Annotated in this window: 13 protein-coding genes; 9 read left to right on the forward strand and 4 right to left on the reverse strand. The window is 61.5% G+C overall.

Annotation, left to right across the window (positions count from 1 at the left end; genetic code table 11):
* Positions 1-23 precede the first annotated feature (23 nt).
* The gene (locus KVG88_RS24585; RefSeq protein ID WP_217873003.1) at positions 24-1,415 is read left to right on the forward strand and encodes an FAD-dependent oxidoreductase; all 1,392 of its coding nucleotides are present in this window, start codon (positions 24-26) and stop codon (positions 1,413-1,415) included.
* 5 nt (positions 1,416-1,420) lie between these two features.
* Here the strand turns inward: KVG88_RS24585 and KVG88_RS24590 are convergent, their stop codons facing one another.
* Entirely contained in the window at positions 1,421-2,851 is a 1,431-nt protein-coding gene (locus KVG88_RS24590; protein ID WP_217873004.1) for a type VI secretion system Vgr family protein, read from the reverse strand.
* Between the two features lie 225 nt (positions 2,852-3,076).
* On the opposite strand from KVG88_RS24590, the gene KVG88_RS24595 reads away from it, so the two are divergent.
* On the forward strand, positions 3,077-3,781 hold the full coding sequence (locus KVG88_RS24595; RefSeq protein ID WP_008063883.1) for a YebC/PmpR family DNA-binding transcriptional regulator: 705 nt from the start codon (positions 3,077-3,079) through the stop codon (positions 3,779-3,781).
* A gap of 61 nt (positions 3,782-3,842) precedes the next feature.
* Here the strand turns inward: KVG88_RS24595 and KVG88_RS24600 are convergent, their stop codons facing one another.
* Both KVG88_RS24600 and zapE read right to left on the reverse strand, forming a co-directional pair.
* Entirely contained in the window at positions 3,843-5,156 is a 1,314-nt protein-coding gene (locus tag KVG88_RS24600; RefSeq protein ID WP_150701240.1) for a leucine-rich repeat-containing protein kinase family protein, read from the reverse strand.
* 82 nt (positions 5,157-5,238) lie between these two features.
* The gene (zapE, locus tag KVG88_RS24605; RefSeq protein ID WP_150701241.1) at positions 5,239-6,369 is read right to left on the reverse strand and encodes a cell division protein ZapE; all 1,131 of its coding nucleotides are present in this window, start codon (positions 6,367-6,369) and stop codon (positions 5,239-5,241) included.
* Between the two features lie 297 nt (positions 6,370-6,666).
* Here zapE and KVG88_RS24610 point away from each other — a divergent pair, with 297 nt between their 5' ends.
* The 7 genes from KVG88_RS24610 (at position 6,667) to KVG88_RS24640 (ending at position 13,233) form a co-directional block, all read left to right on the forward strand.
* Entirely contained in the window at positions 6,667-7,182 is a 516-nt protein-coding gene (locus KVG88_RS24610; RefSeq protein WP_225934154.1) for a Csu type fimbrial protein, read from the forward strand.
* A gap of 109 nt (positions 7,183-7,291) precedes the next feature.
* Positions 7,292-7,825 carry a Csu type fimbrial protein gene (locus KVG88_RS24615; RefSeq protein WP_150701243.1) on the forward strand — a complete coding sequence of 178 codons (534 nt, stop codon included), beginning with the start codon at positions 7,292-7,294 and terminating at the stop codon, positions 7,823-7,825.
* A 20-nt stretch (positions 7,826-7,845) separates the two neighbouring features.
* Complete coding sequence (locus tag KVG88_RS24620; RefSeq protein ID WP_150701244.1) at positions 7,846-8,382, forward strand: Csu type fimbrial protein; 537 nt, start codon at positions 7,846-7,848, stop codon at positions 8,380-8,382.
* A gap of 4 nt (positions 8,383-8,386) precedes the next feature.
* Entirely contained in the window at positions 8,387-8,887 is a 501-nt protein-coding gene (locus KVG88_RS24625) for a Csu type fimbrial protein (RefSeq protein ID WP_217873006.1), read from the forward strand.
* A gap of 42 nt (positions 8,888-8,929) precedes the next feature.
* Positions 8,930-9,718, forward strand: a complete 789-nt coding sequence (locus tag KVG88_RS24630; RefSeq protein ID WP_150701246.1) for a fimbrial biogenesis chaperone — start codon at positions 8,930-8,932, stop codon at positions 9,716-9,718.
* 189 nt (positions 9,719-9,907) lie between these two features.
* Positions 9,908-12,265, forward strand: a complete 2,358-nt coding sequence (locus KVG88_RS24635) for a fimbria/pilus outer membrane usher protein (protein WP_217873007.1) — start codon at positions 9,908-9,910, stop codon at positions 12,263-12,265.
* On the forward strand, positions 12,262-13,233 hold the full coding sequence (locus tag KVG88_RS24640; protein WP_217873008.1) for a Csu type fimbrial protein: 972 nt from the start codon (positions 12,262-12,264) through the stop codon (positions 13,231-13,233). The genes KVG88_RS24635 and KVG88_RS24640 overlap by 4 nt, the downstream gene beginning before the upstream one ends.
* A gap of 570 nt (positions 13,234-13,803) precedes the next feature.
* Here KVG88_RS24640 and KVG88_RS24645 read toward each other — a convergent pair.
* Positions 13,804-14,850, reverse strand: a complete 1,047-nt coding sequence (locus KVG88_RS24645; protein ID WP_217873009.1) for an ABC transporter substrate-binding protein — start codon at positions 14,848-14,850, stop codon at positions 13,804-13,806.
* Between the last annotated feature and the right edge of the window lie 14 nt (positions 14,851-14,864).

The following is a 14,864-nucleotide window of genomic DNA, read 5'->3' on the forward strand; positions in this document are numbered from 1 at the left end:
GCCACTGACCGGAGATTGACCCCATGAGACCCTATTGGCTGGACCAGGCCTTGAAGGCTGATGCATCCGAAACCTGTCCGCCACTGGAAGGCGACACCCGCACCGACGTGTGTATCGTCGGCGGTGGTTACACCGGGTTGTGGACCGCGATCATGCTCAAGGAGCAGAACCCGGAGCTGGATGTGTTGCTGATCGAAGCGGATATCTGCGGTGCCGGGGCCAGTGGACGCAACGGTGGTTGTGCGCTGTCGTGGTCGGCCAAGTACTTCACCCTTGAGCGACTGTTTGGCGTTGAAGAGGCGGTGCGTCTGGTCAAGGAATCCGAGCGCAGCATCCACGCCATCGGTGCCTTCTGCGAGCAGTACGCGGTGGACGCCGATTACCGCCTCGATGGCACCCTCTACACCGCGACCAACCGAGCCCAGGTCGGCTCGACCGATGCGGTGATCGCGGCGCTGGAACGCAACGGCATCAACTCGTTTACCCAGCGCCCCGTGGCCGATGTGCAGCGCATGGCCGGTTCCAGCAAACACCTGGAAGGCTGGTTTTCCCCGGCGGCGGCCAGCGTGCAACCGGGCAAACTGGTGCGTGGGTTGCGCCGGGTGGCTTTGCAACTGGGGGTGAGGATTCATGAAAACACCGCCATGACCGGGCTGGAGGAAGGTAAGCCAGCAGGCATCGAAACCCGTAACGGCACTGTTCGCGCTGACCGCGTGGTGCTGGCAATGAACGCCTGGATGGCCCGGGCGTTCCCGCAGTTCGAACGTAGCGTGGCGATTGTTTCCAGTGACATGGCAATCACCGAACCACGGCCCGATTTACTCAATGAGATCGGCCTGACCAGCGGCGTCACGGTGCTCGATTCGCGGATTTTCGTGCACTACTACCACAACACTCCGGACGGCCGGATCATGCTCGGCAAGGGCGGCAATACCTTCGCTTATGGCGGACGCATGCTGCCGGTGTTCGATCAGCCTTCGCCTTATGCCGGTTTGTTGCAGAGCAGCCTGGCGGATTTTTTCCCGGCGTTTGCCGACGTCAAGGTCGAGGCAACCTGGAATGGCCCGTCGGATCGTTCGGTGACCGGGCTGCCGTTTTTCGGGCAGATGAGTGCCAGCGGCAACGTGTTCTACGGTTTTGGTTACTCGGGCAGCGGTGTCGGGCCGTGCCACATGGGCGGGCAGATTCTCGCGTCGATGGTCCAGGGGCTCGACAACGCCTGGACCCGTTCGCCATTGGTCAACGGTCCGTTGGGCTTCTTTCCGCCGGAGCCGATTCGCTATCTCGGTTCGCTGATGGTGCGCAACGCTATCCGCCGCAAGGAGCGCGCCGAGGACCGCGGCCATCGGCCACGGCACCTCGATGTGCGTCTGGCGAAGTTCGCGGCCGCCGCTGGCAAAGCCGACAAGGGCTGAGGTTTTTACGGATCAAGGTCTGTGCGATTGACCAGCCAATCGAGCAACAGACGAGTGTCACTGCGCGGCGGATGAGGGCGGGCCTTGGAGGGGGATGGACGTTGCCCCACACAGGTGAAAAACACCGGGCGGTCGGGATCGCTGTCAAGGAAACTGACCAGTCCGTCGCTGCCGGCCAGGGGCAGGCTATTCGAATCGAGCCCGATGTTTGTCGTCAACAGCGCGACCGGTAGCCAGAGCGCGATGCCTGCTTGCGAGTCACCCTTCGGCCTTGGCCATACATTCACTTGGATTCGCCCTTGCTCATCCTGAACGGCCGGCTCACCGATCGGGCCACCCACCCGGGCAGGCTGGAAACCGGGGATGCGCGGCCGCTCTTGTTGCAGCGCCGGCCTGAACACCGTTGACCAGGGAATGGCGCTGAATTGATTGTGATAGCGCTGGGGTCGGCCGGGCGAGTCGTGTTCCAGAATCGAGTCCTGTTGCCCGTGGTGCAGCGCCTGGATCACCAGCCACTGATCGTTGAACCCCGGCAACGGATGTTCGGCTACCTGCACGATGCCGGCGCTGCGCACCCCGCAGTGGTTGCTCTGGCCATGGATTTGCACTTGCTGACAGCGCAAACGCTCCAGATGCCGTCGGCCCAGTTGCTCGCGATGGCGCTGTGCATGGGCAGCGTAGGGCATTGGCACTGCCGCATGCGGTGGCGGGTGATTGGCGGCGCCGTCCTCGGTGTTCGGCGTCCCGCGATTGCGGGTGTCCACACGCAGGGGCAATGTCAGTGAATCATGGCATTGGAATAACTCAGTGATCACCGGCGATTGAGCGCGCTCGGGCAAGTCGCTGCAGAAGGGCAGCAACAGCGGCTCCTGCGGGAAGCTCAAACTGTCATCGGCAAAGACCAGGACATGAGCGTAGAGGCAATGTTCGAAGTGGTAGTGGATGCCTTCTTCCTCGCACAGCCGTTGCAGCAGCGCCAGGTCGGTTTCCTCGTACTGAATGCAAAAAGGCCGCTGGGGATAGTGGCCACTGTCGAGTTCGAAACGATAGCTGTCCTCGGGCAGCCCATGCTCTTGCAACAACTGCCGCAGGATCATCGGCACACTGAGGTGCTGGAAAATCCGTCGCGATCGGCGTCGGTCCAGCGCCTGAAGTGCGGGCACCAGCACCAGTTTGTAGCCGATCCGCTGTTGGCCGCGATGTTCGTGGCCGACGCTGTGCAGCACGCCATGTATGCACTGTCCCGGGCCGATGCCCAGCAGCGCCGGTTGTTGCAGCATCCGCTCAAGGGGCATGGCCGGTGCCAGGCCGATGGCCTGGATGTCGAACCGATAGGGTTGATTGAGGGCCTCGCGGCCACTGAACTGCACAACCTGCAAACTCAAGTCATCGTCGAGAAGTGTCAGGGTGAAGGGACTTTCCTTGTCGTTGTGCATCGAACGCGCTTCTGCCGAGGAGTACGGGCGCAGAGGGTACGAAACCACGGCCCTTTATAGTCATCGCAAACCGAAGTTTCAGAATCGCCCTACAACTGCCGTTGAAGATGTCGATCCATGCCGACCCCTGAGAATTTTTGGTCGATTGCCAACTTTAGGCCGTATAAACTTGGCGCCATGCGTCGGCCAATAGATGTCTCGGCGCCATAGACAAGAGAGTGAGTAATGGGCGCACAGTGGAAGGTTAAACACAAAGAAGCGGCAGCCAACGCCAAGGGCAAGATCTTCGGCAAACTGGTGAAAGAAATCACCATCGCTGCACGCAACGGTGCCGATACCGCCACCAACGCACACCTGCGTCTGGTGGTTGAACAGGCCAAGAAAGCTTCGATGCCCAAGGAAACCCTGGACCGCGCCATCAAGAAAGGCGCGGGCCTGTTGGGCGAGACCGTGCAATACCATCGCGTGACGTATGAAGGCTTCGCACCGCATCAGGTGCCGTTGATCGTGGAGTGCGTGACCGACAACATCAACCGCACCGTCGCTGAAATCCGTGTCGCTTTCCGCAAGGGCCAGTTGGGCGCTTCCGGTTCGGTGGCCTGGGACTTCAACCACGTGGGCATGATCGAAGCCTCGCCGGACACCCCGGACGCCGATCCGGAAATGGCCGCGATCGAAGCCGGCGCCCAGGACTTCGAGCCGGGTGAAGACGGCGCGACCCTGTTCCTGACCGAGCCGACCGACCTCGACGCGGTCCAGAAAGCCCTGCCAGAGCAAGGCTTCACCGTGCTGTCGGCCAAATTGGGCTACCAGCCGAAGAACCCGGTCAGCGGCCTGAGCGATGAGCAGATGGCTGAAGTCGAAGCTTTCCTTGAAGGCCTCGATAACCACGATGACGTGCAGGACATGTTTGTCGGGTTGGCGGGTTAATCATCAAAAGATCGCAGCCTGTATCAGCTGCCGCAGGCTGCGATCTTTTTTGATAGTGCCGTCACAAGCCATTCAATACCTGAACAATCTCATCAAACCCCGGCCTTCCCAGCACATCCGGCTGGCAGCAGCGCTGCTGCAAATCTTCCAGCCGCGAACGATCTTCCTCGCTCAACCCCGAATCAATCCGCTCCAGCAGTTCCCCCAGCAGCACCCCGAACGCTCGTACTTCGAGCCGTTGCAGTGCGCGGCTTTCCAGGTTGTCTTGCGTGGCATGGAAGGACGCTGCGCCAAAATCCCCCAACAGACAGTCACCGTGTTCGTTCCACAGGATGTTGTGGCCGTACAGATCGCCGTGGGTGATGCCCTGTTGGTGCAGATGCCCGGCCACTGACGCGATGCCTCTGGCGATACGCAGGGCGACAGCCGCGCTGAAACGCGTGTCCTCGGCATAGACGTCGCGGCTGCACGACGCCAGGCTCGGCAGCCCGGCGAGGTTGCGGTAGCTCGGGGCGATCAGTTGCATCACCAGCCCGTCGGTGTGTTGCGGGTGATCGACAATCCGGCCTTCGACGCGGATCAGGTTGGGGTGAATGCCGGCGGTGATGCAGGCGTTCATTTCGTGCAGCGGCGAGCCATCGCTGGTCATTTCGCCTTTGTAGAGTTTGACCGCAACCGTAGTGGCAGGCTGGCCCGGCTTGGTCCATGCCGCGCGATGGATCACCCCGGAAGCGCCTTCGCCCAGTTGTTGTTCCAGTTGCAGTTGCGACCAGGCAATGCTCGCGGTGGCGTCGAGGGCGGCGGCATCGGCTTCGGTTTCCAGCGGGTTACCGGCGTAGGCCAGCCAGGTCAGGCTCGGCAGGCGCAAAAGCCATTCGGGCAATTCGGTCAAGCGGTTGGCGGCGATGCGGATCAATTCCAGCCGATGGCAATGACGCAGGCTGTCGGGCAATTGCTGCAACCGGTTACCGGCCAGCATGAGTTTTTGCAGATGCGGGCGTTGGCCCAACTCGCTGGGGAGCTCACTGACGCAGTTGTCGGTCAGGATCAGCCAGCGCAACAGCGGCGGCAGCGCCTCTGCCGGGACGTGTTCGATGCGGTTGGCCTTGAAACCGACCATGCTCAGCGCCGCACATTGGCCCAGGCAAGCGGGCAACTCGGTGAACTGATTATCCGAGCAGAACAACACGCGCAAACGGGTCAGGCGATGCAGGTCATCCGGCAGGCTGCTCAAGGCATTGTCGCTAAGGTTGAGCACTTCCAGCGAGTCCGCCAGGTCGAAAATTTCCCGGGGGAATTCTGTCAGGCCGTCGCTGAGGTCAAGGCGGGTGATGCCTGCCAGCGAGCCGGCGCGCAGTTGTGCGAGGGTGTGCATATTGGGTTTCGCTGTCGATCGAATGAATGGGCGGCATGATAGCGGGAAAAATGCGTTGCCTGTTCGACCTGAAACCCTCGGCTCAGATCGGCTCCCGCACCTCAACCAACTGCCCCAGTCGACTGCGCGTGCGCGCCAGGTCAATGGCGTCACCGCCCAGGCTTTCACGCAATGAACGCTGGCCAAGCAGAACCAAATGCTTGTCCTGATCGTACAAAACGTCCACCAGATTGATGAAGCGCTGCTGGGCGGCTATCGAGCAGTCGGCCAGGTTAGGCAGTTGGTCGATGATCCAGTGATCGAAACGTCGGCACAGTTCCAGATAATCCATCACGGCCGTGGGCTGGTCGCACAGATCCGCGAAAGTGAAGCCAACGGCGCGCCCCTCGCAGTAGCGGGCAGGCAGATGGCGAGTGCCGACGGGCAGGGCAATGGCCGGTGCATCGGTCGCTGGCAGGTTTGCCGCATGGCGCTGCGCGGGCGTCGCGGGCCAGACATATTGGCCTTGGGTGAACAGCTGCTGCGCGTGGGTTCTGGCCTGGCTGCGATAGTCGTGCGGCCCGCCGACTTCCATGACCTGCATGCGTGCGTTGATCAGGTCGATCACCGGCTTGAATCGGGCATGGTAAAGCGGGTTCGGCAGCAGCCCTTCTGGCGGGTAGTTGGACGTGACCAGCAGCAGGATGCCGCGGCGAAACAGCGCCTTGAACAGCCGCGTGATCAACATTGCATCGCCGATGTCATGGACGTGAAACTCGTCGAAACACAGCACGCGGCAGTCGCTCAGCAGTTCATCGAGCGTTGTGGCAAGCGCATCCGATTGTTCGCGATGGCTGAACATGCCTTGGTGTAGACGGGCAAAAAACTCGTGAAAATGCAGGCGCTGTTTCTGCTCAAGCGGAATCGCCTGGAAAAACCCGTCGAGCAGCCAGCTCTTGCCACGCCCCACGGCGCCATGCAGATACAGCCCAGGCAGGTTTTTGGCTCCGGCTTCGATTAACGAACGGGCGTGCTGCGCCATGCAGTCGATCACCCGTTGCTGGCTGTGACTGAGGGTATAGCCCTGGGCGTGGGCCTTGTGATGAAAATAGTCGTGGATGACCCGGTCGCTTGCCGAACCGCCGACGGGCGCGGTTGCTGCCTTGCCGAAAAGGCGGCGCAACGACGGCCAGCGCGGTGTGAGTCGCGAGCGGTTGGGCGGTCTAACGGCCACGTTTATGTCACCCCATCGTCTTCTGGCAGGCTCCCCGACCTGCGGCGGCATAGTGTAACCAGATGGGTAATTTTGCTTCCAGTTGTGTCGATGAAAAATCGCGGACTATTGGACAGAATGTTGCGGTGTGTACAGGTTATGCCGCGCTCCTCTGGGTGCTGGAATGGCTGGTGGCACTATAAAATCACTGGCTTTTGCTGGATCCAATTTAGGCCCCAACGCTGGCGATTTCCCGGTGCGTTGCTAACCTGACGTTACAAGACACCCCGATAAAGGAATGGGGCCGTGAAGGGACGTATGGTGTTGGCAGTCTTGGGGGTAGGGCTCAATGCAACGGTGTTGGCGGCCGAACTCCAGGTGGAGGTGCGGGTTGACGTGCAACGTGGCTGTCAATTGGTCGGGCAACAACGCGGCGCGGGTGTCGAGCAACTGGGCGTGCTGGACTTCGGCAGCACCGCACGGCTGGACAATCCCGCCGGGCCGCTGGGCGCTGCGCTGATGAATGAGCGTTTGCCAAGGCTCGAATGCAACCCCGACACCCCTTATCAATTACGCGTCGATGGCGGCCTGCACGGTGGCGTCGGCGACGTGCGCTACATGGCGGCCAGTGCCGAACACGGCAAACCCATTCCCTATCGGCTCTATCAGGACGCGGCGCGACGAATCCCGCTGGCGGTGGACGTGCCGATGAGCGGCCGCGTGCCGGACAGCGGTTCAGTGGATTTGCCGTTGTATGCCCGCATCGAACCCCTGGCGGAGATTCCCCGGGTCAGTCGTTATTCAGATCTGGTCAAGGTGACGGTCAGCTGGTAAGTGCATTGGGCAACAAGCAACCCGGCGGATTCGGGTTGTGCAGGGAAGGGCCGTTGGTGAAGGTGCAACGGCGTTTTATTCAGATCTCGAAGGAATTGGGACTGGCGTGATGACAAGCAAGCTCTGGAAGGTTTTCGCCGCGGGCACGCTGATGCTTCTGGCCCAGCTCGCGCAAGCGGCGGTCAGCGGGCAGATTCAGGCGCGACTGACCCTCATTGCCGGTTGCGAAGTGACCAATGGCACCGGACCTGACAGCCCGGTCAGCGATTTCGGTTCGCTGGATTTCGGCCAGCAAGGCCCCACCTGGAACAACCCGATCAAAGCCAGCCTCAGCGACGACGCTCGCGGCAAGTTGAACGTTGCCTGCAACCCGGCAGTCACCGGGTTCACCGTCACCATCGATGGCGGCACCCATGGGGACGGCAATACCCGGCGCCTGAGCAACGGCACGCAGACCATTCCCTATCAATTGTTCCTCGATGCCTCCGGCAACCGGAGCTACAGCATCGGCCAACAACACAATTTCGCTGTCACCAGCGGGGCGCAGGTACCGATTCCGGTATTCGGCTCGGTGGTGGCGAATACCCGCGCGGTACCGGCCGGTGTCTATACCGACACCCTGACGGTGACGCTCGACTGGTAAACCCGTAGAGGACGGACACCATGCACATGCTTGTATCAAGGATAGGTTTGTCATTGCTTGGCCTCACTCTGGCGGCCAGCGCCACGGCGGCTACCACGGTCACTGGCCAGATCACCTCCAGCCTGATCCTGATCAGCAGTTGTCAGGTGAACGGCTCCGGCGGTTCCACCGGGCTGAATTTCGGTGCGTTGAATTTCGGCACCGCCAACAGCCTGTTCACTGAAACCAGTGGCCAGGTGTTGGGGGGCGGCGGCGGGGCACTGTCGATCCTGTGTTCCAGCGGCACCACGCCGACGGTGAAAGTGCGCGCCGGCGCCCATGACGGATCGTCTCCAGGTGGCACCCGTGCACTGGCCGATGGCAGTGGCAACTTCGTGCCCTACGACCTGTACACCGACGCCGGCCATTCGCAGATCCTGGCCATCGACGGAACGATCAACCTTGCCGCCAGCACCGGTGTTGCACAGACCGTGAACATCTACGGTAAGGCGGTGGGCAAGGCCGGGCTGCCGGCCGGCACTTACAGCGACACCATTGCTGTCGAACTGACGTTCTAGGGCGATGAACCACCCTGGCTGCGCGGCACTGCTACTGCTCTGTGCGGGCAGCGTGCCGCTGCCGCTGTCGGCGGTGACCAACCAGAGCTTTCAAGTCAGCGCCACGGTGACGGCCGGGTGCCTGGTGGTGGGCGGGGTTTCCAATTACGGCAACTTGAGTTTCGGCAGTCGCTCGGCCTTGGCCAGCGGCACGGTGCAAGTGGCGTTGACCGGGGGCGTGCAGTTGCAATGCACGCCGGGGGTGACGCTGAACATGACCGTCGATGGCGGCCAGTACAACAGTGGCGGGCGCCACATGCAGTTGACCACCGGCAGCAACCGGGTGGCGTACCAGTTGTTCCGCGATGCGGCCTATAGCCAAAGCCTGGGAGTCGGCCAAAGCGTGGCGGTGGCCTACAGCGATGCGAACAACATCCGGCTGCCGATTTACGGTCAGGTGCAATTACCGGGCAATCAACCCGGGGGGACATACAGCGACGTGTTGCAGGTGCAGCTGTCGTGGTAACGGGATGAATGGATCAAGCCTGAGGGCATAAGGAGTCGGCACATGTATTCATCTTCGCAGCGGCCTTCGGTCGTGCGTTACGCGCTGTTGGCGTTGCTGGTGCTGGGGGCGGCCAAAGTGCAGGCGGCCAGTTCGGTGCTGATCTGGCCGATCGATCCGGTGCTGGAGGCCGATCAACAGGCCAGCGCTTTATGGCTGGAAAACCGCGGCAGCGAAACCGCCAACCTGCAGATTCGTGTATTTGCCTGGAGCCAGAGCGGCTTCAACGATCAGTACCAAAACCAGCGCGACGTGATCGGCAGCCCACCGGTGGCGAAGATCGAACCCGGCCAGAAACAACTGGTGCGGCTGACGCGCACCCGGGAAATCCCCCCCGGGCAGGAACTCGCCTACCGCATCATCATCGATGAAATTCCCTCGGCGGCGCCGCCCGTTGCCGACGCCGGCAAAACCGCGGCGGCGATTCGTTTTCAGATGCGTTATTCAGTGCCGCTGTTCGCCTACGGCGTGGGGCTCTGGAGCAAGGAAGACACCACTCGCCAGCGTGATCCCAAAGGCATTGGCCTGCCGGATTTGAGCTGGCGCACGGTGGCTGTGGACGGGCGCACGTATGTTGAAGTGCGCAACCAGGGCGCTGTACACGCGCGGTTGACCGATGTGGTGCTCAAGCAGGGCAGCCAGAGCAAACCGTTGGTGGAAGGGCTTTTGGGCTACGTGTTGCCTGGCGCGATCATGCGCTGGCCCGCGCCGGGGCCGATTGCCGGCGACCCGGCCTTGCAGGTGCGGGTCAACGGCGCGCCGCAGGTACAGAGCATCGCGCCGGCCAGATGAAGCTGTAGCCGCTGGCGAAGCCTGCGTTCGGCTGCGCAGCAGTCGTTGATGCTCAAATTTCGGTCTTTCGGTTAAGGGGTGCAGGTCGTTTCTGCGACTGCTCCGCAGCCGGACGCAGCCTTCGGCAGCTGCTACAGGGATGGTGTGGTGTGACAAAAGGGAAAGTCCAATGACGGACACAAAGCGGTAATGAGCCAGGGTTGGGCTCGCAGTTTTCAGCGTCCGTTGCGGGTCGTGGGCTGTGTGTATTGCCTGGTGATCGTTCATCCAGCAGAGGCCGGCGATCTGCCGCCTCCGCCCAGTGGCATGGAGGCTGTGGCCGATGCGCAGTTGTTTCTGGAACTGGTGGTCAACCAGATGAACACCGGACGAGTCGTCGCCGTCGAGCAGCGCAACGGGCAGTTCTTCGTGCCGGCCAGCGCATTGCGCGACACTGGCATGAAACTGCCGGACACCCTCGGCGCCGAAGTCGGCCTCGACAGCCTGCCGGGCCTGCACAGCGAGTACGACAGCACTGGCCAGCGCCTGCTGCTCGACGTGCCGCCGGACTGGCTGCCCGAGCAGTTTATCGGGCGCCGCGAAGCTTACCCGCGCACACCGGCGCTGAGCAGTTTTGGTGCCTTGCTCAACTATGACCTGTACTTGAACGACACTGATGATGCCGGCACTTACCTGGCGGCGTGGAACGAAGTGCGCCTCTTCGACAGCTGGGGCACGCTGTCCAACACCGGGCAGTATCGACGCACCTTGTCCGGGGATGTCATCAACACCCTGGACAATGGCTACCTGCGCTACGACACCACCTGGCGCTATTCCGATGACGATCGACTGCTCACTTACGAGGCCGGTGACCTGGTCAGCGGTGCCTTGCCCTGGAGCAGTTCGGTGCGCCTGGGCGGGGTGCAATTGTCGCGGGATTTCGCTGTGCGCCCAGACCTGGTGACTTACCCGTTGCCGCAGTTCGCCGGTGAGGCGGCGGTGCCGTCGTCGGTGGACCTGTTCATCAACGGCTACAAATCCAGCAGCAGCGATTTGCAGCCCGGCCCGTACACGCTGACCAACATCCCGTTCATCAACGGTGCGGGCGAAGCCGTGGTGGTCACCACCGATGCGTTGGGGCGACAAGTCTCGACGACTGTGCCGTTCTACGTCACCAGCAGTTTGTTGCAAAAAGGCTTGAGCGATTTTTCTGTGGCGGCGGGCACCTTGCGCCGGGATTACGGCCTGCGCGATTTCAGCTACGGCCCCGGCGTTACCTCCGGCAGTTTGCGTTATGGCCTGAGCGACAACTTCACCCTGGAAAGCCACGCCGAAGCCTCGGATGCCCTGACCTTGGGCGGCATCGGCGGCAACGTGCGACTGGGCAATTTTGGCGTGCTCAACAGCGCCGTCAGCCAAAGCCGTTTCGACGGTGACAGCGGGCAGCAGGTGAGCGTTGGCTATCAATACAGCAGCCAGCGTTACAGCTTCTCTTACCAGCGCCTGCAACGCCGCGATCAATACGCCGACCTGACGCTGGTCGACAGCCCGTACACCACACTGAGCAAACGCAGTGAGCAGGCCACCCTGAGCCTCAACCTCGACACGTGGGGCAGCTTGGGCGCCGGGTACTTCGACGTTCGCGCGGCAGACGATTCGCGCACCCGTTTGCTCAACCTGACATGGAGCAAGCCGCTGTGGCGCAACAGCAGTTTTTACCTGTCGGCCAACCGTGAGATTGGCGACAGCAATTGGGCGGTGCAGGCGCAACTGGTGATTCCGTTCGACTTGCGCGGCAGTCTGTCGATCAGCAGTGAGCGCAGCAAAACCGGAGAAACGCAGCAACGGGTCAACTACAGCCGTGCCGTGCCAACCCAGGGCGGGGTCGGCTTCAACCTCGGATACGCCAAAGGTGACGGGCCGGATTATCGTCAGGCCGACCTGACCTGGCGCCTGCAATCGGTGCAATTGCAGGCGGGTGTCTACGGCACCAGCGACGCCGAAACCCGTTGGGCCGATGCCAGCGGATCGCTGGTGTGGATGGACCAGCAGGTGTTCGCCGCCAACCGCATCGACGACGCCTTCGTGGTGGTCAGCACCGATGGCTATGCGGACATCCCGGTGCGCTATGAAAACCAGCTCGTCGGCCAGACCGACCGCAACGGCCATTTGCTGGTGCCATGGAGCAGCGCTTATTACCGCGGCAAATACGAAATCGATCCGCTGAACCTGCCGGCCAACGTGCGCAGCCCGAATGTCGAGCAACGCATCGCGGTACGGCGGGGCAGCGGGTATCTGCTGGAGTTTCCATTGAACCGGGTCATTGCCGCAAGCATCGTTCTGGTGGATGCGCAGCAACAGGACTTGCCTTTGGGCAGCAACGTTGTGCACGAGCAAAGCGGTACGCAAACCGTGGTCGGTTGGGACGGGTTGGTGTACCTGGAAAACCTGCAACAACAGAACACGCTGCGGGTAACGCTGGGCGATGGCAGCAGTTGCCAGGTGCAGTTTGCTGTCGACCTGAATCAGGATCAGATCCCGCTGATCGGGCCGTTGGTGTGCCGATGATGGGCACGCGACTGGTTTTGTGGCTGGCGATGATGCTGCCGGGGGCGGCGCAGGCTTTGTGTTCGGTGGTCGGCACTACGCCGGTGGCCTTCGGCTCGATCAGTTCGATCGCCGTGCGTACCTCCTCGCAGGCCAGTTCCACGCTCAATGGTGGCTTGAGTTGCACCGGCTCGCTGCTGTCGTTGCTGACCAGCAACGATCATTTCTACGCCACGGTCACGTCCAGCAAAACCGGGCTGGTCGGTCCAACGGGTGATGTCATTGGCTACACGCTGTACGCCAACAACAGCACCAGTTACCCGATCACCCGTGGCGTGCAGTTCGATTTTGCGCGGAACGGGATCATTGATGCGCTGGGGTTGCTGGGCAGCGTGGTGCCGAAAACCGTGCCGCTTTATCTGCGTACCACCCTAGGCAGCAACGTTGCGGCCGGGGTCTACAGTGAAACCCTGAGTATTTTCTGGAGTTGGGATTATTGCTCGGGCATCGGCATTGGCAGTATTTGCGTCGGGCGTGATATCAGCAGTGGCACTACGACGTTGACGGTGACGCTGACGGTGGCGAACGATTGCACCATCACCGCGCCGAACATTGCCTTTGGCAGTGCGCCGGTGGTCAGCGCGTTTGCCCCGGTCACTGGGCAGACCGTTAACCTGGCGTGCACCAAGGGCAGTGCGTACACCGTTGGGTTGGGGGATGGTCAGAACGCGGTCAGTGTTGGCGGGCGGCGGCGGATGGTTTCGGGGGGGAATTATCTGGCCTATGACATTTTCAAAAGTGCGGGGACGACGCGTTGGGGGAGTGTTGGCAGTGCTCGGCGGGCCAGTACTGATGCGGAGGTTAATCCCGGGAATGGGTTGGGCACTGGGAGTCAGGTATTCAATTACAACGCCAGGGTTTATACCGATCAGGCGACGCCGCCGGCGGGGACTTATCTGGACAGTGTGGTTTTGGATGTGGGCTTTTGACTTGGCGGCCCCTGGGCCGGCCATGTTCTGGGTTTGATTAGATGTGTGAGGCTGCGCCGCACGGCGCTACGCGCCAACTCCCGGATAAATACCTCCACTCAGCCTGCCGAGGGGGCGGGTGGATCAAAAGCGGCAGGCGAGCTAACGCTCGGCCTGTGGAGTGGTGAAGAGCTTGGGTGTACGCCGCTTTGCTCTTCTGTGGGAGCCAGCCTGCTGGCGATGGCGGCCTTCCAGTCGACCTGCTTTTGTGCTGTATCACGCCCAATGTAGGAGCTGCCGAAGGCTGCGATCTTTTGATCTCGCTTGTAAAAAACAAAATCAAAAGATCGCAGCCTCGTTGCACTCGACAGCTCCTACAGAGAAACGCGCATGCCTCACGAGCCAGGCCGGCCGGTAGGCCGCCTCGTTTTGCCGCTCTTCCTAGTGACCCGCCGTAAGGGCGAAACCATAAGCCGCCGTTACCGCAGCAACGGATATGTACACCATCAAAAAAATAGCTCAACCCAACAAAAAGCCATCGCGAGCAATCTCGCTCCTACAGGGGATTTGCTGTGTCCACACAAACGCTATCTACCGCTCAATACTCCGATTCCACCGCGCATTCCACGCCGGGCGCTGTTCGTTGACCTGATCCCAGTCGACGGCAATCGCGGTTTCCAGATATTGCTTCATCGCTTCGACCTGTCCACGGGTGCGGTCGGTGGTCGGGGTATTCGGGTTAGAAGGAATCTGGTCTCCATCTTCAAGCGCGGTGGCCTGGGCTTCAGGCGTGAGCAGGAACGCAGCCAGTTTCTGCGCCAGTTCCGGTTGCGTGTTGTTGGCGATCGTACATTCAGCAACGTTGAGCACCACAGCGCCTTCCTTCGGTTGCGCGTATTCCACCGGCATACCCTTGAGTTTCAGCGCGGTGACCTGGGTTGGCGTCAATGGGAACAGCGCGGCTTCGTCGGTTTGCAGCATTTCGGAGATCTTCGCCGAACTCGGGATGTACTCCAGCACGTTGCGCCCAACGCTGTTCGGCCAGGCTTTGAAGCCCGGGTCGACGTTCGTTTCGCTACCGCCCTGAATCCGGTTGAACATCAGGAACCCATGCAGCCCGAACGTCGAAGATGCCATCGACTGGAACACCAGTTTGTCCTTGAAGCGCGGGTCGGCCATGTCCATCCACGACGTCGGAGCGGCCCAGCCTTTTTCCTTGAACAGGCGCGTGTTGTAAGCCAGCCCGGTGACACCGAGGCTGACCGCGACCGCTTCATCCTTGATCCGTCCCTTGGCCGGTATCTGTTGCAGGGTCGGGCTGTCCTGCAATTTGTCGCACAGGCCCATGGCGATGGCGCGGTACATGATGCCGTCGTCGAGGAACATCACGTGCATCTGCGGGTTGCCTTTGCTCGCCTGGACCTTGGCGAGGATGTCGGCGGAGGTGCCCGGCACGATCACCACTTTGACGTTGTTGGCCTTCTCGAAGGCCGGCAGCACTTTGTCGGCGTAGAGCCGCTCCATGGTCCCGCCGTTCATGCCCAGGTAAAGCGTCGGTTCGGCGTGGGCCTGGGTAACGGTGAGCAGGGCGCTCATGCAGGACAAACCGAGCAGAGCAGTGCGTTTGAAGTTTTTCATTGGCGCGACCTTCC

It is taken from the genome of Pseudomonas azerbaijanoccidentalis (assembly GCF_019145495.1).
GTDB classification, from domain to species: Bacteria; Pseudomonadota; Gammaproteobacteria; order Pseudomonadales; family Pseudomonadaceae; genus Aquipseudomonas; species Aquipseudomonas azerbaijanoccidentalis.

What these genes read in the sequence shown, in the direction of transcription:
- KVG88_RS24585 (WP_217873003.1), top strand. Translation starts at nt 24, where the DNA reads ATGAGACCCTATTGGCTGGACCAGGCCTTGAAGGCTGATGCATCCGAA.
- KVG88_RS24590 (WP_217873004.1), bottom strand. Translation starts at nt 2,851, where the DNA reads ATGCACAACGACAAGGAAAGTCCCTTCACCCTGACACTTCTCGACGAT.
- KVG88_RS24595 (WP_008063883.1), top strand. Translation starts at nt 3,077, where the DNA reads ATGGGCGCACAGTGGAAGGTTAAACACAAAGAAGCGGCAGCCAACGCC.
- KVG88_RS24600 (WP_150701240.1), bottom strand. Translation starts at nt 5,156, where the DNA reads ATGCACACCCTCGCACAACTGCGCGCCGGCTCGCTGGCAGGCATCACC.
- KVG88_RS24610 (WP_225934154.1), top strand. Translation starts at nt 6,667, where the DNA reads ATGGTGTTGGCAGTCTTGGGGGTAGGGCTCAATGCAACGGTGTTGGCG.
- KVG88_RS24615 (WP_150701243.1), top strand. Translation starts at nt 7,292, where the DNA reads ATGACAAGCAAGCTCTGGAAGGTTTTCGCCGCGGGCACGCTGATGCTT.
- KVG88_RS24620 (WP_150701244.1), top strand. Translation starts at nt 7,846, where the DNA reads ATGCACATGCTTGTATCAAGGATAGGTTTGTCATTGCTTGGCCTCACT.
- KVG88_RS24625 (WP_217873006.1), top strand. Translation starts at nt 8,387, where the DNA reads ATGAACCACCCTGGCTGCGCGGCACTGCTACTGCTCTGTGCGGGCAGC.
- KVG88_RS24630 (WP_150701246.1), top strand. Translation starts at nt 8,930, where the DNA reads ATGTATTCATCTTCGCAGCGGCCTTCGGTCGTGCGTTACGCGCTGTTG.
- KVG88_RS24635 (WP_217873007.1), top strand. Translation starts at nt 9,908, where the DNA reads ATGAGCCAGGGTTGGGCTCGCAGTTTTCAGCGTCCGTTGCGGGTCGTG.
- KVG88_RS24640 (WP_217873008.1), top strand. Translation starts at nt 12,262, where the DNA reads ATGATGGGCACGCGACTGGTTTTGTGGCTGGCGATGATGCTGCCGGGG.
- KVG88_RS24645 (WP_217873009.1), bottom strand. Translation starts at nt 14,850, where the DNA reads ATGAAAAACTTCAAACGCACTGCTCTGCTCGGTTTGTCCTGCATGAGC.